Origin of the sequence: Chryseobacterium sp. POL2 (genome assembly GCF_011058315.1) — a bacterium.
In the GTDB taxonomy this organism is placed as follows: Bacteria; Bacteroidota; Bacteroidia; order Flavobacteriales; family Weeksellaceae; genus Soonwooa.
Genome location: NZ_CP049298.1, coordinates 1988245 through 2003314, shown reverse-complemented (window position 1 = coordinate 2003314; position 15070 = coordinate 1988245). Strand labels below are relative to the sequence as shown.

The 15070-nt window shown below is 35.0% G+C and carries 15 protein-coding genes; 6 read left to right on the top strand and 9 right to left on the bottom strand.

Features of this window, described 5'->3' with window-relative positions:
* The first annotated feature begins 33 nt into the window (after positions 1-33).
* From sufD to G6R40_RS09305, 4 genes are read left to right on the top strand one after another with little or no spacing between them, the layout of a single operon-like run.
* Complete coding sequence (gene sufD, locus G6R40_RS09320; protein ID WP_165134438.1) at positions 34-1341, top strand: Fe-S cluster assembly protein SufD; 1308 nt, start codon at positions 34-36, stop codon at positions 1339-1341.
* Positions 1342-1387: 46 nt separating this feature from the next.
* Entirely contained in the window at positions 1388-1939 is a 552-nt protein-coding gene (locus G6R40_RS09315; RefSeq protein WP_165134435.1) for a hypothetical protein, read from the top strand.
* Positions 1936-2409 carry a hypothetical protein gene (locus G6R40_RS09310; RefSeq protein ID WP_228455831.1) on the top strand — a complete coding sequence of 158 codons (474 nt, stop codon included), beginning with the start codon at positions 1936-1938 and terminating at the stop codon, positions 2407-2409. Before G6R40_RS09315 ends, G6R40_RS09310 begins: the two co-directional genes overlap by 4 nt.
* A gap of 32 nt (positions 2410-2441) precedes the next feature.
* Positions 2442-2978, top strand: coding sequence for a hypothetical protein (locus G6R40_RS09305; protein ID WP_165134432.1), 537 nt, complete (start codon positions 2442-2444; stop codon positions 2976-2978).
* Between the two features lie 12 nt (positions 2979-2990).
* Here the strand turns inward: G6R40_RS09305 and G6R40_RS09300 are convergent, their stop codons facing one another.
* Positions 2991-4829 carry an ABC transporter ATP-binding protein gene (locus G6R40_RS09300; protein ID WP_165134429.1) on the bottom strand — a complete coding sequence of 613 codons (1839 nt, stop codon included), beginning with the start codon at positions 4827-4829 and terminating at the stop codon, positions 2991-2993.
* A gap of 104 nt (positions 4830-4933) precedes the next feature.
* A complete protein-coding gene (locus tag G6R40_RS09295) occupies positions 4934-5323 on the bottom strand; it encodes a DUF4293 family protein (RefSeq protein WP_165134426.1) in 390 nt (129 codons plus the stop codon).
* Positions 5324-5490: 167 nt separating this feature from the next.
* Between G6R40_RS09295 and rho the strand changes: the two genes are divergently transcribed.
* On the top strand, positions 5491-7269 hold the full coding sequence (gene rho, locus G6R40_RS09290) for a transcription termination factor Rho (protein ID WP_165134423.1): 1779 nt from the start codon (positions 5491-5493) through the stop codon (positions 7267-7269).
* A gap of 103 nt (positions 7270-7372) precedes the next feature.
* Entirely contained in the window at positions 7373-8323 is a 951-nt protein-coding gene (locus tag G6R40_RS09285; protein ID WP_165134420.1) for an isopenicillin N synthase family dioxygenase, read from the top strand.
* An 87-nt stretch (positions 8324-8410) separates the two neighbouring features.
* On the opposite strand, the gene G6R40_RS09280 is transcribed toward G6R40_RS09285, so the two are convergent.
* Genes G6R40_RS09280 through G6R40_RS09250 form a run of 7 tightly spaced genes read right to left on the bottom strand, consistent with a single transcriptional unit; the run spans position 8411 to position 15062 of the window.
* Positions 8411-8830 (bottom strand): OsmC family protein, encoded by a 420-nt coding sequence (locus tag G6R40_RS09280; protein WP_165134417.1) that lies wholly within the window; start codon positions 8828-8830, stop codon positions 8411-8413.
* A 25-nt stretch (positions 8831-8855) separates the two neighbouring features.
* Positions 8856-10178, bottom strand: a complete 1323-nt coding sequence (locus G6R40_RS09275; protein WP_165134414.1) for a DUF58 domain-containing protein — start codon at positions 10176-10178, stop codon at positions 8856-8858.
* 4 nt (positions 10179-10182) lie between these two features.
* Positions 10183-11175 carry an AAA family ATPase gene (locus G6R40_RS09270; protein ID WP_165134411.1) on the bottom strand — a complete coding sequence of 331 codons (993 nt, stop codon included), beginning with the start codon at positions 11173-11175 and terminating at the stop codon, positions 10183-10185.
* Positions 11176-11194: 19 nt separating this feature from the next.
* Positions 11195-12367 (bottom strand): hypothetical protein, encoded by a 1173-nt coding sequence (locus tag G6R40_RS09265; RefSeq protein WP_165134408.1) that lies wholly within the window; start codon positions 12365-12367, stop codon positions 11195-11197.
* Positions 12367-13140 carry a DUF4129 domain-containing protein gene (locus G6R40_RS09260; protein ID WP_165134405.1) on the bottom strand — a complete coding sequence of 258 codons (774 nt, stop codon included), beginning with the start codon at positions 13138-13140 and terminating at the stop codon, positions 12367-12369. Before G6R40_RS09260 ends, G6R40_RS09265 begins: the two co-directional genes overlap by 1 nt.
* Positions 13133-14101: a DUF4013 domain-containing protein gene (locus G6R40_RS09255; protein WP_165134402.1), complete on the bottom strand. Its 969-nt coding sequence runs from the start codon at positions 14099-14101 to the stop codon at positions 13133-13135. Before G6R40_RS09255 ends, G6R40_RS09260 begins: the two co-directional genes overlap by 8 nt.
* Positions 14070-15062: a stage II sporulation protein M gene (locus tag G6R40_RS09250; RefSeq protein ID WP_165134399.1), complete on the bottom strand. Its 993-nt coding sequence runs from the start codon at positions 15060-15062 to the stop codon at positions 14070-14072. Before G6R40_RS09250 ends, G6R40_RS09255 begins: the two co-directional genes overlap by 32 nt.
* Positions 15063-15070 lie beyond the last annotated feature (8 nt).

Here is a 15070-nt window from a genome sequence, read left to right as displayed (position 1 = left end):
TGAATTTCAAATCTCAAACCTCAAATTTCAAATATGATATTAGAACAAATTACAAATAATCATTCGGATTTTTTAGGAACTCTAAGTCATCGTTTTTTGGATGACAACAGAATTCAGGCTTTGAAAAAGTTTGAGGAAATTGGCTTTCCAACGAAGAAAGACGAAGAATATAAATATACCAACCTTAAGGAAATTACCGAAAAAAACTACAATTTTTTCGCAACCAAAGAGCATCATATCGCCAAAGAACAGATTGATGAGTTGCATTTGGGGGAAGAAAATTTCGATTACATCGTTTTTGTAAATGGTGAATTGCATAAGGAACTGTCTAAAATTTCCATCGGAAATGTAGAGATGCTTTCTTTCAATTATGCTTTGAATGACGAAAAACATAAGAGCGTTTTCGAAAAATATTTCAATACCATCGCTTTAGAAAACAATCCTTTTGTGGATTTGAATGAAGCGTATTGCAAATTCGGATTCTTCCTTCATGTTCCCAAAAATACGGTGATTGAAAGGCCAATTCATGTGTTTTATCTTTCTCAAAATCAGCAAGAAAATACATTTTACAACACGCGAAATTTATTAATTGTTGAAGAAGGTTCAAAAGTAGAAATCATTGAAAGTCACCATAATTTTGATGAAAGTTTTGTGTTCACGAATTCAGTAACTGAGATTTTTGCATATTCAAATGCAAAAGCGGATTGGCATAAACTTCAAAATGATAGCGATACATCGTATTTAATTGATAGCACTTACGCAAAACAAGAAAGAGACAGTTTAGCGACGGTAAATACGTTTTCTTTTGGTGGAAAATTGGTTCGTAATAACTTAGATTTCATTCATAATGGAGAAAATATCAATTCTTTTATGAACGGAATTACGGTGATTGATCACGAGCAGTTGGTGGATCATCACACCGCTGTTCATCACAAAACCCCTCATTGTGAGTCTTACCAAAACTATAAAGGAATTTTTGGTGGGAAATCTCATGGTGTTTTCAACGGAAAAGTTTTTGTTGATAAAATTGCTCAAAAAACCAATGCTTATCAGCAAAATAACAATGTTTTGTTGAACGAAGGTGCAACAATTGATACCAAACCGCAATTGGAAATTTTCGCAGATGATGTAAAATGTTCTCACGGTTGCACAGTTGGACAATTGGATAGTGAAGCTTTATTTTATCTTCGTGCACGTGGAATTTCTGAGAAAGAAGCTAGAGCTTTATTGTTATATGCTTTTGCTCATGATGCCATGCAAAATATCGACATAGAGCCATTGAAACAAAAGGTTTCCTCGCTTTTAGCAGAGAAATTGGGAGTGGATTTGGTTGTTGAATAACATAAAAATTTGAAAGGGCATTTTCGCCCTTTTTTTATTAAATAAATTGAAGAAGCTTTTACCTCGAATATTACTATTGCTTTTTGTTGCTGCCCAAGTGTATTTTGTGGTAGCTATTATCAAGGAAAAACCATTGAAATCGTGGTTTGTCATTGCTTTTTCATTAGTCGTTTTGGGAATGTTTTTATCGTACAGAAAAAGGCATCGCCTTCACATTTCTCAGAAAAATGATTTTCATTTTGTTATTTTTATTTGGTTTTTAATAGGAAGTTGTACGACTTATTTTCTACAATCTCAATTAGGCTTCAATACCGTTTTGTCGGCAGGTTTGGTGGGTTTTGTGGGAAGTTTCACGAGAAATCTCAATAAGAAATTCGAATCTGCTTCGCATTGGCCAATTGTCATTTATTGTGGTGCTTTCATTGGGATGACGCAACTTCCGTATGGATATGTTTTTATTTTTTTAGCCACTTTTTTAACGGGAATTTTTTACTCTTTTTCGCAACATTATTTTCACGGAATTGGCGGAAAACTGGGAACATTAGCTTTTATGGGCGTTTTTTATGCTTATTTAATCTATAAACTGATTTTGCCATGATGTTGCTTGTTTTCAGTATTATTTTGGCAATTTCTGCCACTTGGCTAACTTATTTTCTGAATAAGAATTTGAAATTAGGCCCCGTTCGAGCATCAGGTTTAATTGCAACCATTACGGGCGGAATTTACCAACTCAATACTTGGTTTTGGCATTTTGATTTTCCGAAAGATATTCCTTTTATCGTGATTGGATCAAGCTTCATTGGGATGATTTCGTCGCGCAAACATTATAAAAATTTCAATCTTTTTATTGCGCCTATTTTATTTGTATTAATTTACAATAACATTTCCAAAGAGTTTAAAGGCTTTGGTGGCGCTTTGGGAACTGCAGCCTGCATTTCTTTGGTGGTTACAATCTATCTACGAACGCTAAGTCCAGTTAAAAGAGTGATTAAACCTTTTCGAAAAGTTAAAGTGATGACGTTACGGAGAGAGAGAATTTTTAAAACTTACAAAAAATCCAAATTGTAAACGAAGTTTTTTATTTTAGTGAAAATTTTGAGATGACCCACGATCAGCTTATGTTCAATATTAATGCTTATAAATCGAATAATCAAATTCTGGATTTGGCTAATTTTCTGGTGTATGAATTTGGCTTAGATCATCCTAATTTAGAAGGTTTTGGTTTTCGAGATGAGTTGGAGAAAAATTCAATTTTACTAACGGCAAACGGCGATATTGGTGAGCGTCAAATGGTGATGATACCTCGCAATTTATTTGATTTTGATTTTAATTTGGTGATTAATATGTTAGCGCATGAGATGTTGCATGTTCGACAAAAATCACCAGAAGTAAAACTCGAGGACAAAAACGAACGCGAATGGCAAGCTTATAACGAAATGTTATTTCATACGAACTTCCCCAATGTCCCCGATGTTAGCGACTATCACAAAAAATTCTTTGGCGAAAAAGCTTTAGAATATTATAAAAGAATGGGCGATGGATCTGTACTTCAACTAAAATATGCTGAAGAAAAAGAACGTCTTTTAGATTTTTTAAAAGTTTTAGATAATACAGAAAAAATAATAGGGCCTAAGTAGCTTTGAAAAATCTTACTCAAAATTTTGTAGTTCTACCAACTTGTGATAGACGCCATTTTTTTCCATAAGATCGTGGTGGGTGCCTTGCTCCACAATTTCTCCTTTTTCCATAACGACGATGTGATCTGCTTTTTGGATGGTTGATAGTCTGTGCGCAATAACCAATGAAGTTCGGTTTTCCATCATTTTTTCTAAAGCATCTTGTACAAAACGCTCAGACTCGGTATCCAAAGCAGAAGTTGCTTCATCGAGAATCATAATTGGTGGGTTTTTAAGAACGGCACGCGCGATAGACACACGTTGTTTTTGGCCACCTGATAGTTTGTTGCCATCATCGCCAATATTGGTTTCGTAGCCATTTGGGAGGCTTTCTATGAAGTTATGGGCATTGGCAATTTTTGCAGCTTCGATAATTTCTTCTCGCGTGGCGTTTTCTTTGCCCATCGCGATATTGTTGTAAATACTATCGTTAAACAAAACCGACTCTTGTGTGACCATACCGAGAATGGAGCGGTATTGTTTGAGATTGAGGTTTTTAATATTAACATCATCAATATTAATACTGCCTTCAGAAACGTCATAGAATCGCGTTAACAAGTTAGCAATAGTTGTTTTCCCGCTTCCACTTTGTCCGACCAAAGCGACGGTTTGTCCTTTCTTAATTTCGAGGTTGAAATTCTTTAAAATTAAATGTTCTTGGTTGTAGTAAAAGCCAACATTTTCAAAAGAGATTTTATGTTTAAGTTCAGAAATAGGAACTGGATTTGGGATTTCATCAACCTTAACATCGGCATCCAAAATATCCATAACGCGCACCAGAGAAGCTTCTGCTTTTTGTACATTCGATATAGATGAAGAAAGACTTTTGATAGGCGCTAAAATTTGGAAGAATATTCCCAAGAAAACTAAGAAATCTTCTGGGCTGATGCTTTTGTTAACAATAATTTCTTTTCCCCCATACCAAGTGATAATAAGAAAAGTTACGGCGCCTAAAAATTCACTCATTGGTGACGCTAGTTCTTTTTTGCGTCCGAGTTTTACAGAGTAGTTGATCCAATTGGTCATCGAGTTGGAGAAACGGGAACTCAGCAGCTTGTCAGCATTGAAAATTTTAATGATTTTTGAAGATTTTAAAGTTTCATCAACGATAGAAAAGATATTCCCTAATTCGTTTTGTGCGTCATGAGAATGTCTTTTAAGACTTTTACCAAGAAAAGATATCAAAGTTCCCATGATAGGAAGGACAATGAGACTAAATAAAGTTAATTGCGGACTTAGATAAAACAATGTTACCAAAGTGCTAATTAGCATAAATGGTGAGTTGATGAGATCTACCAAACTTCCAAGAATGTTGTTTTCAACTTCGCCAACATCATTGGACATTCTCGACATCATGTCGCCTTTTCTTTGTTCTGTAAAAAAGGAAACTGGTAAAGCCAAGACTTTATTATACATCGCACTTCGCAAATCTTTGGTAACGCCAACTCTGTAGTAGATTAATGTAAAAGCGCCTAGATAACGGAAAATGTTTCTTAGCAAAAACATAAATGCTGTGATAATACACAGCCAAAATAATACTTGGAGCGCACCTTTTTCTATAACTTGAGATTGAATAAAGTAATAAGAATAATCTTTAAGATAACCAAAATAATGCGTAATATGGCCGTCGTATATTGGCTTGTCTAAGACCTTATCCATTTTGATTGTTCCGAAAAGCATACCCAAAACTGGAAGGATTGTTCCTAGTGATGCAATCTGGAATAATGAATATAGAATGTTAAAAAATAAACTCGCGTAGATGTATTTTTGATGAGGAGCGGCAAATTTTAGAATTCGTCGATATAAATTCATTAATATTATATTAAGCTACAAATGTAATGTATTTCACCAATAACAAAAAAACAGCTCCTTAAAAAAAAGGAACTGTTTCAAACTCAAAAAAATCGTTGTTACGTCTATCGAAGTCTGTCTACAGATTTTACGAGCTTCTCATCGCGACGAATGTATAAATTGCTCATGAGCAAAAATACAATATCCATGATTGGAAAAATAGGCTCAATACCCTTCTCAGGAAAGTTAATTCCTCCGGATAAACTTAGTAACCAATACCCTAATAAACCGATCAACAAAGCGTTTATAATCATACTGACGTTATTCAGCAGTATTTGTCTTTTTCTATTTTTAAAGCTAAAAATGCTTAGAAGTCCTAGAAGGACTAGTGCGATACATATTAACATCATCACAGGGATGCCTTCAATAAGAATAACATCTTGAGATGTTATAAATAAAAAGACTGCTGATAACACAGCAAAGAACATTGTTACAGACTGTATTCTTTGGATCATACTTTTAGTATCTACTTTATCTTTAAAAGATTAGGCAAATTTAAAATAATTTTTGCGTATTTCAAAAATTAATGTAGATTTGCATAGTAATCATTCAGAAAATCATAAACCACCTGGTTTAACTGTCTTACTTACAAAGTTTTAAAATACAATTTTTTACAACATTTATGTTTAACATTGATACGCTGAAGTCAAAGTCGCTCGACGAATTGACTCATATTTCTAAAGAGTTAGGCGTTAAAATCGGTAGAAAACCAGAACACGAACAAGTGGTTTTTGCGATTTTAGATTATCAGTCGACCCATCCCAACGAAATAAAATCTTATCTAGAAGCCAACAACCAACCAATGAAGGAAGTGGAAAATAAAGAAATACAACCAGAACAAAAGCCAGCAGCAAAAAAGCCTGGTAGAAAGCCCAAAGCAAAACCAGATGTACTAGCTTCTGAAGAGCTTTCAAAAGAAGAGGTGAAGATAGAATTAGCCCCAGAAGCTTCCAAAGAAGAGGTTGTTGCCGAAACAAAGCCAAAAGCAGAAGGAAATGCAAACCTGCAAGATAAAAAACCTCGCAAGAGAATGGCAAAACCTACAGAGAACCAATCTGAAGAGCTAGTAAAAGAAGAGAGTAGTATAGAAGCTACTCCAACGGATAAGCCTACTGAAGAGGTTACTCCAAAACAACAACATACTCCAAAACCGCAAAATCAACACAAAAATTCCCAAGGTCAACAACACCAGAATCGCGGTAGCCAACAACAAAATAATAACAACAATCAAAATAAAGAACAAAATACTCAGCAGGAAGAAGTGCCAGCGAAGAAAGAGTTCAATTTTGATGGTTTGGTAACAATAGAGGGGGTTTTGGAAATACTCCCAGACAATTACGGATTCCTACGTTCATCGGATTTTAGTTATATTTCTTCACCAGATGATGTTTACGTTTCGACCAATCAAATTCGTAATTATGGTTTGAAAACGGGAGATTCTGTAAAAGGTATTGTAAGACTTCCAAAAGAAGGTGAAAAATATTTCTCACTTCAAAAACCGACAGAAGTCAATGGTCGCGATTTAGAATTTATTAAAGATCGTGTAGCATTCGAATATCTCACGCCACTTTTCCCACAAGAGAAGTTTAATTTGGCTGGACGAAATTCAACCATTTCAACAAGAATTGTGGATCTTTTTGCGCCCATTGGTAAAGGACAACGTGCGATGATTGTGGCACAACCCAAAACGGGTAAAACGATTTTGTTAAAAGATATCGCCAATGCTATCTCTGCCAATCATCCAGAAGCTTACATGATAGTACTTTTAATTGACGAGCGCCCAGAAGAAGTTACTGACATGCAACGTAGCGTGAATGCAGAAGTTATCGCATCCACATTTGACGAAGCAGCGGAAAAACATGTTAAAGTTGCCAATTTGGTCTTGTCAAAAGCACAACGTATGGTAGAATGTGGTCATGATGTTGTTATTTTGTTAGATTCCATTACGCGTTTGGCGAGAGCTTATAATACCGTAACGCCCGCTTCGGGAAAAATTCTTTCTGGTGGTGTTGATGCCAATGCGCTTCATAAGCCAAAACGTTTCTTCGGAGCGGCCAGAAAAATTGAAGGAGGCGGTTCTTTAACTATTATAGCAACAGCCTTGATCGATACAGGTTCCAAAATGGACGAAGTGATTTTCGAAGAATTTAAAGGAACAGGTAATATGGAATTGCAATTGGATAGAAAAATTGCAAACAAACGTATTTATCCAGCAGTAGATCTAGTTGCATCTAGTACGCGTCGTGATGATCTTCTTCAAGATGAGGTCACACAACAAAGAATGTGGATTATGAGAAAGTATTTGTCAGATATGAATCCTATGGAAGCCATGGAGTTCGTTATGAAGAATATTAAAAACACAAGAAATAATGAAGAATTCTTGATGTCCATGAATAAATAATTTGAGTATTAAAAGCAGAACCGAAAAAGTTCTGCTTTTTTTATGAAAAGTAATTTTGTTTCTCAAATTTTATTAATTTTAAACCGTATTAAAAATTACAAAAATGCAAAACATTCCTAGTGTTGACTTGCGTGATTTCCTATCGGATGATCCGGTACGTAAACAAAAATTTGTAAATGAAATCGGAAAAGCCTACGAAGACATCGGCTTTGTAGCACTCAAAGGTCACTTTCTTGCTGACCAATTGGTTGAAGATCTTTACGGCGAAGTTCGTAGCTTTTTCAATCTTCCTTTAGAAACTAAAGCTAAATACGAAATTCCCGGTATCGGTGGACAACGTGGTTATGTTTCGTTTGGTAAAGAATCTGCAAAAGGACGTACAACGGGCGACCTAAAAGAGTTTTGGCACTTCGGGCAATATGTTGAAGATGATCCGAAATTAAAAGCTGAATACCCAGAAAATGTTATTGTTGAAGAACTTCCAAAGTTCAACGACGTCGGTAAAGAAGCTTACCAAATGTTGGAAAAAACAGGCGTATATGTGCTTCGCGCATTAGCGATTTATCTTGGTTTGGATGAGTTCTATTTTGACAAGTATGCGAAAAACGGAAACTCTATTCTTCGACCAATCCATTATCCGCCAATTACCGAAGAGCCAAAAGATGCGGTAAGAGCAGCGGCACACGGCGATATTAATTTGATTACATTGTTGATGGGGGCACAAGGCAAAGGGCTGCAAGTCCAAAACCATAATGGTGAATGGATTGACGCGATTGCAGAAGATGACGAATTGGTAATTAACGTAGGTGATATGTTGTCCAGACATTCTAACAACAAACTGAAATCGACGATTCATCAAGTGGTAAATCCGCCGAGAGAATTGTGGGGAACATCACGTTTTTCTATTCCATTTTTTATGCATCCCATTAGCGAAATGCCTCTTAATGTATTAGAGAACACAATTGATGAAGATCATCCAAAAGCTTACGAAGACATTACAGCAGGAGAATTTTTAACAGAAAGATTGATAGAATTGGGCTTGATAAAAAAATAAAATTTGTACAAATTCTCATTTGATTAAAAGAAAGTCAGCAAATTTTGCTGACTTTTATTTTGTTTAATTATTTAGTTAAGTTTTGGATTAAGCTTTTTCACCATTTACAAAAACTTCGTAAGTCACTTCAACATTTGGTTCCAAAGTTTTAGAAACAGAACAATATTTTTCAAAAGATAATTCGGCGGCTTTTTGTGCTTTTTTAGGATCTATATCGCCTTCGAGTTTGAAGATCACTTTGATGTGTTTAAAAGGTTTAGCATCTTCAACCTGTATACGATCGCCTTCCACTTCCGCTTTGAAATCGGTTATCGTCTGACGTTGTTTTTTTAGAATAGAAACAACGTCGATTCCACTACAACCAGCAACCGCCATCAAGATGGTCTCCATTGGAGAAACGCCTGTTGCGCCTTCTTTTGAAGTGTTGTCAAGCAAAATCGAATGTCCATTTTGATTCGTGCATTCGAATAAATAATCGTCGTTAATTCTATTAAGTTGTATATTCATTTTAAATTTATTTTACCAAGTAAAATTACAAAATTCCTCGTGCTTTTATTTCCAAATATTTATTGATAACATCAATGTTGAGATTTTCAGGAAGTGTATAAACCGAAAAGATTCCATACTTTTTAAGTTCTTGGATAATCAATTTTTTTTCATACTCGAATTTTTCAGCGATGATTTCATCATAAATTTCTTGTATGTTTTCAGGATTCGTTTTTAACAAGCTATGAATTTCTGAGTTTTTAAAGAAAACCACGACCAACAAATGCTGTTTGGCGATTCCTCGTAGATATTTTATTTGACGATTTAGCGCGTCTAAAGTCTCGAAATTTGTAAATAACAGAATTAGACTTCGTTGATTAAGACTAAATTTTACGTCTTGATATAATCGATTAAAATCGCTCTCGAAAAAATTAGTTTGAATGTTGTATAGAGCTTCTGATATCTTACGAAGTTGTCCCGATTTGTTATCTGGCGCCACACGATTTTCCATTTTTTTAGAAAATGACATCATTCCTGCGCGATCCCCCTTTTTAAGAATAATATGAGAAAGCGCCATCGTCGCATTAATCGAGTAATCTAAAAGACTCAATCCATTGAACGGCATTTTCATCGTGCGACCTTTGTCGATAAGCATGACAATGCGTTGCGATTTTTCATCTTGATATTGATTAATCATAAGACGATTGGTCTTGGATGTGGCTTTCCAATTGATGCTTCGGATGTCGTCGCCTTGTACATATTCTCGGATTTGTTCAAACTCCATCGTATGTCCCAATTTCCGAATTTTTTTAATTCCACCTAGAAGAAATTCGTTTTGAAGTGCCATCAATTCATATTTTCTTAGATGTATAAAAGATGGATAACTTGGCAAAGTTGCTCCGTTTTGAAATTGGAAATGCTTTGACACAAATCCTATAACTGAACTCACAAAAATATTGAGGTTTCCGAAATTATATTCACCGCGTTCTTTCGGCTCAAGCTTGTATTGTAATGACAAATCGCCTTTAGCCTGAAGTTTTTTAGAAATAAAAAAATCTCTTTTTTGAAACTGAAATGGAATTTCGTCAATAATTTTAATATTCGTTTTGAATGGGAAATTGCTTTTAATATTGAGTTTTACAGGATTTTGATCGCCATTCGATAATTTTTCGGGAAGGATTCTGTTGGCTTTTATTCCATCTTTAACTTTGAATAAAATGAGATAATCCGAAAAAATTAAAACTAAAATTGCAATTAAAATAAGATGCGCTAACCACATCAAAATCGGGAAGAAAAATGCTAACACATAGACAACGCCCGCTAGGATTAGCGCGAAAAAAAATCGGTTGTTAAGATGTAGATTTTTCATGGATCTATCGAGGGATTTCTATCGTATCGAGAATTTGTTTGATAATTTCGTCAGCAGTAAAGCCTTCCATTTCGCGTTCTGGCGCAACAATAACTCGGTGACGCAAAACTGCAAAAGCGGCTTCTTTAATATCGTCAGGCGTAACAAAATCGCGTCCTCGGATGGCAGCAAAAGCTTTACTCGCCGTTAATAACGCCAAACTCGCTCTTGGTGAAGCGCCAAGATATAAGAATTGGTTTTCTCTTGTGTTAACAATAATTTTAGCAATATATTCTAGAAGATTTTCTTCAACCACGACGGATTTTACTAAAGTTTGGTAACTTTTCAGTTGTGCGCCAGAAACCACAGGATTTACAACTTCGGTTTTGTCATCAACTTTACTATAATGTTGGTTTTTAATAATTTCGATCTCTTGAGCAAGTTCTGGATAGCCAACTTCAATTTTGAATAAAAAACGATCGAGTTGCGCTTCCGGAAGACGATAAGTGCCTTCGTGTTCTATTGGGTTTTGAGTGGCGATTACCAGAAAAGGCTCTTCCATAGGATAGGTTAGGCCGTCCATTGTTATCTGGCGTTCTTCCATAACTTCGAAAAGTGCCGATTGTGTCTTAGCTGGTGAACGGTTGATCTCATCAATCAAAACAAAATTTGAGAAGATGGGTCCTTTTTTAAAATTAAAATCCGAGTCTTTGACATTGAAAACGGAAGTCCCCAAAATGTCGGAAGGCATCAAATCGGGCGTAAATTGTATTCTGCTGAAATCGACATCGATGGTTTTGGCGAGAAGTTTCGACGTAATTGTCTTGGCAACGCCTGGCACACCTTCTATCAAAACATGACCGTTGGACAATAGTGCCGCCAAAAGATGTTCGATCATTTTGTCTTGCCCCACGATAACTTTAGAAATTTCTCGTTTTATATTGTGCAAACTATTGCTAAGCTCTGACATGTCGATTCTGGATTGGAAGTCGTTGCTTTGTTGCTCTTGGTTTTCCATAATTTTTAATTTTCAAAATCTATTTGATGATGTTGTTGAGTAGGCTATTCATTTTTATAAAATCTTCTTTCATAACGCTAGAATAAGGATCTTGTGCTTTCTTGATTAAAGATACCGCTTCTTGAATATGTTCTACAGGAACACCTGTTTTTAATTGTAATTTTTTGATGAAATCCTCATCCAATTTGTGCGTATCGATGAGTAAGTCCAGTCTAACTTTATTTAAAAAATATTGTGCTTTTTTCGCCATCATATCATGGAAATCGCCTTCTTGGAGATATAGGTTTCCGATGCTTTTTACGAAATCCAAAGAGGTGTTTTTCAGAGGTTCAATAATTGGAACGATGCGTTGCTTGCGTTTTGCATTGAAAAACATAAATAAAGCAAGACCAATTATTGCGAGATAAAGTGCATAACGCAAGGCCGGATTCGCCAGTATAAAACGCATGTTAGATTGCGAATTGCCCACCGATTGGCTTTCGGTAAACCAAATGGTTTTTTGTTGAGGTAAGAACGAAAATAACTTAGCAGGATAATTGGATCTGCTTTTTAGCAAATAATAATTGGAAATGGCTATGGGTTCCGAATAAAAGTAGAAATGACCTTTTCCAAAATTGATTTTTATAAAGTTGGCATTTTTGTAATAATTGTTCTGAAAATCTGTGGTCTTGTTATAGCCGAGAATTTCGTGTTTGGGATCAATCCTTGTAAAACCTTTTCTGTCAGGAAGTCTGTTGATGTACAAGGTGTCTTTGGCTAGATTTTTATCCGTAAATTCTAAGGTGTAAGTATCATCAGAATTAATATTCCAAAGTCTAATTTTGAGACTGTCTTCGATGTTGTTTGGTAAGCTTCGTCCAATAAAAATTGCGTTGGATCCAGCTTTTACTTGGTCAAAAATTTGGTTCCAAGATTCTTGGTCCAAGCTTTTTTCGATGACTAAAATATTGTGATTTCTATTTTCTTTTTTCGAAGTATAATAATCGTAAGGCGATTGGTCAATACGTTTTAATTGATTGCCAAAAAGTTGATCCGCTTCTGAGTTGAAAACAAATAATCCGAAAGGCGTTTTGGAATTGGGATCGAAGTTTTTTCGCCAATCCAACAAAGGTTTTTTATTGATTTGGAAAACTCCCATTATCACCAAAATAACGAGAAAAACACCAAGATATATTTTGAAATTCTTGCTCATTATTTAAAGTTATTAAAATAGGTTTTGAAACTGTTATATCGATTGTGATCCAGATTGATTTCGCCGTACCAAACATTTTCAAAAATATAAGTCAATCGATCGAACTGTGTTTTTTGGTCTTTATTTTTCAACTCGCGGCTGTAATCTCGGTTGGTTTTTTCGATGTTCCAATCGATACGTTTTTGATCAGAAAGTTTTTTTAGCAAATACAAAAACTGATAGCGTATCGCCGAACGGTAATTCTGTTGCAACTCAAACTCGGAAATGCTTTTTTCAAAATTAATTTCATGGATGTTTTCATGAAGATCTTCGGTGGCGATTTTCAGTTTTTCATTCTTTTTGCTGAAGAAGAAATTGCCTTCTTTCAAAAAGAATTTGGTGATGATAAAATACAGTAAAAATCCAACGAGTAAAATCACAAAAATTCGGATAACAAGGCTGGTGTATTTACCTGTTTTATTGGTGTCAAATTCTCCAAAAAGCGTTTGAAGGATTTTGGAAAGCCATCTTTCGAATTTTGCAAAAATCGATTCTCGCGGTTTTGTCAAACGATAATCAAAATCTTCATCACGGTATTTTTTCTGGTAGTTTGGGCTAAATTTTCGCGGTGTAATTTGGTTTTCGGTTTGATAATTTGTTTTAAGGATAGAATCGGTTTCTACTAATTTTTCGTTGGATTCCATCACCAATTTTTCCGCAACAACAGGCGATTGTTCTTGAGCGAAAATCGGTGTGACAACTAAAAATATAAATATAGAAAACAGATTACGCATCAACTTGTCCAATTGTATCAATTTCGTTAATATCCAATTCGCGATGAAGGTCTTTTCTGCTATCATAATACATAAATCCTGCGTTAACAGCCATAAGATTGTAGACAATGGAGCTTATTAAAACCGAAATGCCATAAGAGACAAAAAATACAATACCCATAACGCCCGAAAAAATAGTACTCGGATCGTTGATTTGGTCATAGTTTGGATTAAGACTCATATTGCCGATTATCATAAAATACGGAATCATCGAAAAGGCCATACTGATGATATAAATGATAATCCCAAGAACTAAAGTTGATCCCCAATATTTCCAAAACCTAGTCCGTGAACTATCGAACATATTTCCAAAAACGCTTCTTGCCGAATAGCTCAAAGCTGCGAAGTAGCCTTTGTCGGTGCTCATATAATCGTATAACGTCAAATATAAAACATTATAAAAAGCAGGCATCATTAAAATGAATAAGAAGAATCCAATGAGAATCATCATCAAAAAAGATGATATCGCTATAAAAATCATCATCACAGGCATTACAATAATTACCGTAAGCAAACAGAACATGAAAAACTTCCCCACATTTTTTCGCATATCCGTCAGGAGATTGTCTGTTGATATTTTGGTTTGATTTTCACCAAGTCGTTTCATATAGAAAATTGGAAAAGTATAAACAACGACAGCGATTATGAATAATAAAATAAAAGCGATGCCGCCCACCAAAACCAAAATTGGCCAGTTGTTGCTAAAATAACTTTCGAACAGATAGCTTTCGCCACCAGCATTAGCAACGAAAATCTGCATGAAAAATTCACGATAAAAAAAGATCGACAACAAGGTCATGATGAGCAATAAAGCTCCGTTGATAATGAAGTAGCTTTTGAAATAATCTTTACCATAAATTCGGAAAAAATTAAAAGTATCGCTTACCAAATTACCAAAGTTTCGCTCCTGGAAAATTTGCATCGTTTATGTGTTTTTTATAAATTATTCTTGGATAAATTCCGTAATAGAATCCTATTGTAGATAGACTAATAATTATGATTAATAAGTTGATCCAGGTGGGCATTACCTGCGCGTGCCTTGTAACATAACCTTCGATGATTCCTGCGACAATTGTAAAAGGTAGTGTGCTTAGGAAAAGCTTCATACTCGTTTTAAAACCAAACTTGAAAGACTCAAATCTCGAATAGGTTTTTGGAAACAGAATAGAAGCGCCTAAAATAAGTCCTGCAGCAGCTTCGATAATCATAGCTATAATCTCAAAAGTACCGTGGAGCCATATGCCTTTTGCACTTTCTAATAAAACACTTTGGTCTTTAAAAAAATACTGAAAAGCACCTAGCATAACACTATTTTGAAATAAAGCATAAATAGTTCCGACACCACCGAATATTCCGTAAACATACAATCTGGCACCGACATAGATGTTGTTCAGAATAATAACAAGCGAGGTTCCCCAAGTTGAGCCTTGTCCATAGATCGCGGTGGGATCGCCTTTTTTGATGTTTTCTAAAGTTTGGTTAATGTAATCATCACCCAAAATAAGTCGAGCAAATTCTTTATCATAAATTGATGATAAAACGCCAATACCCGTGAATATTAAGAAAAAACAAATCGAATATAACAAGTATCTTCTGTATTGATAGGCAATAAGAGGAACTTCTGCTAAAAAAAAAGATTTAATTTTATTGTCTTCTACACGTTTGGTCTTATAGATTTTTTGAAATATTTGAGAGGACAAAAAATTAAGATAAACCGTCGTCTTACTTTTAGGATAATAAGTTTGTGCAAAAGAGAGGTCGTTAACAATGCTAATATATAAAGATGACAAATCATCAGGATTTTTTTTGACTTTTCCCTGAATGACTTGGTCGATTTCCAACCATTTTTCTTTATTTTGCTTAATGAAAGCGATTTCTCTCATGATTTTGC

Bases quoted from the DNA above. Each gene is read 5' to 3' on its own strand.
- sufD (WP_165134438.1), top strand. From the start codon at position 34: ATGATATTAGAACAAATTACAAATAATCATTCGGATTTTTTAGGAACT.
- G6R40_RS09310 (WP_228455831.1), top strand. From the start codon at position 1,936: ATGATGTTGCTTGTTTTCAGTATTATTTTGGCAATTTCTGCCACTTGG.
- G6R40_RS09305 (WP_165134432.1), top strand. From the start codon at position 2,442: ATGACCCACGATCAGCTTATGTTCAATATTAATGCTTATAAATCGAAT.
- G6R40_RS09300 (WP_165134429.1), bottom strand. From the start codon at position 4,829: ATGAATTTATATCGACGAATTCTAAAATTTGCCGCTCCTCATCAAAAA.
- G6R40_RS09295 (WP_165134426.1), bottom strand. From the start codon at position 5,323: ATGATCCAAAGAATACAGTCTGTAACAATGTTCTTTGCTGTGTTATCA.
- rho (WP_165134423.1), top strand. From the start codon at position 5,491: ATGTTTAACATTGATACGCTGAAGTCAAAGTCGCTCGACGAATTGACT.
- G6R40_RS09285 (WP_165134420.1), top strand. From the start codon at position 7,373: ATGCAAAACATTCCTAGTGTTGACTTGCGTGATTTCCTATCGGATGAT.
- G6R40_RS09280 (WP_165134417.1), bottom strand. From the start codon at position 8,830: ATGAATATACAACTTAATAGAATTAACGACGATTATTTATTCGAATGC.
- G6R40_RS09275 (WP_165134414.1), bottom strand. From the start codon at position 10,178: ATGAAAAATCTACATCTTAACAACCGATTTTTTTTCGCGCTAATCCTA.
- G6R40_RS09270 (WP_165134411.1), bottom strand. From the start codon at position 11,175: ATGGAAAACCAAGAGCAACAAAGCAACGACTTCCAATCCAGAATCGAC.
- G6R40_RS09265 (WP_165134408.1), bottom strand. From the start codon at position 12,367: ATGAGCAAGAATTTCAAAATATATCTTGGTGTTTTTCTCGTTATTTTG.
- G6R40_RS09260 (WP_165134405.1), bottom strand. From the start codon at position 13,140: ATGCGTAATCTGTTTTCTATATTTATATTTTTAGTTGTCACACCGATT.
- G6R40_RS09255 (WP_165134402.1), bottom strand. From the start codon at position 14,101: ATGCAAATTTTCCAGGAGCGAAACTTTGGTAATTTGGTAAGCGATACT.
- G6R40_RS09250 (WP_165134399.1), bottom strand. From the start codon at position 15,062: ATGAGAGAAATCGCTTTCATTAAGCAAAATAAAGAAAAATGGTTGGAA.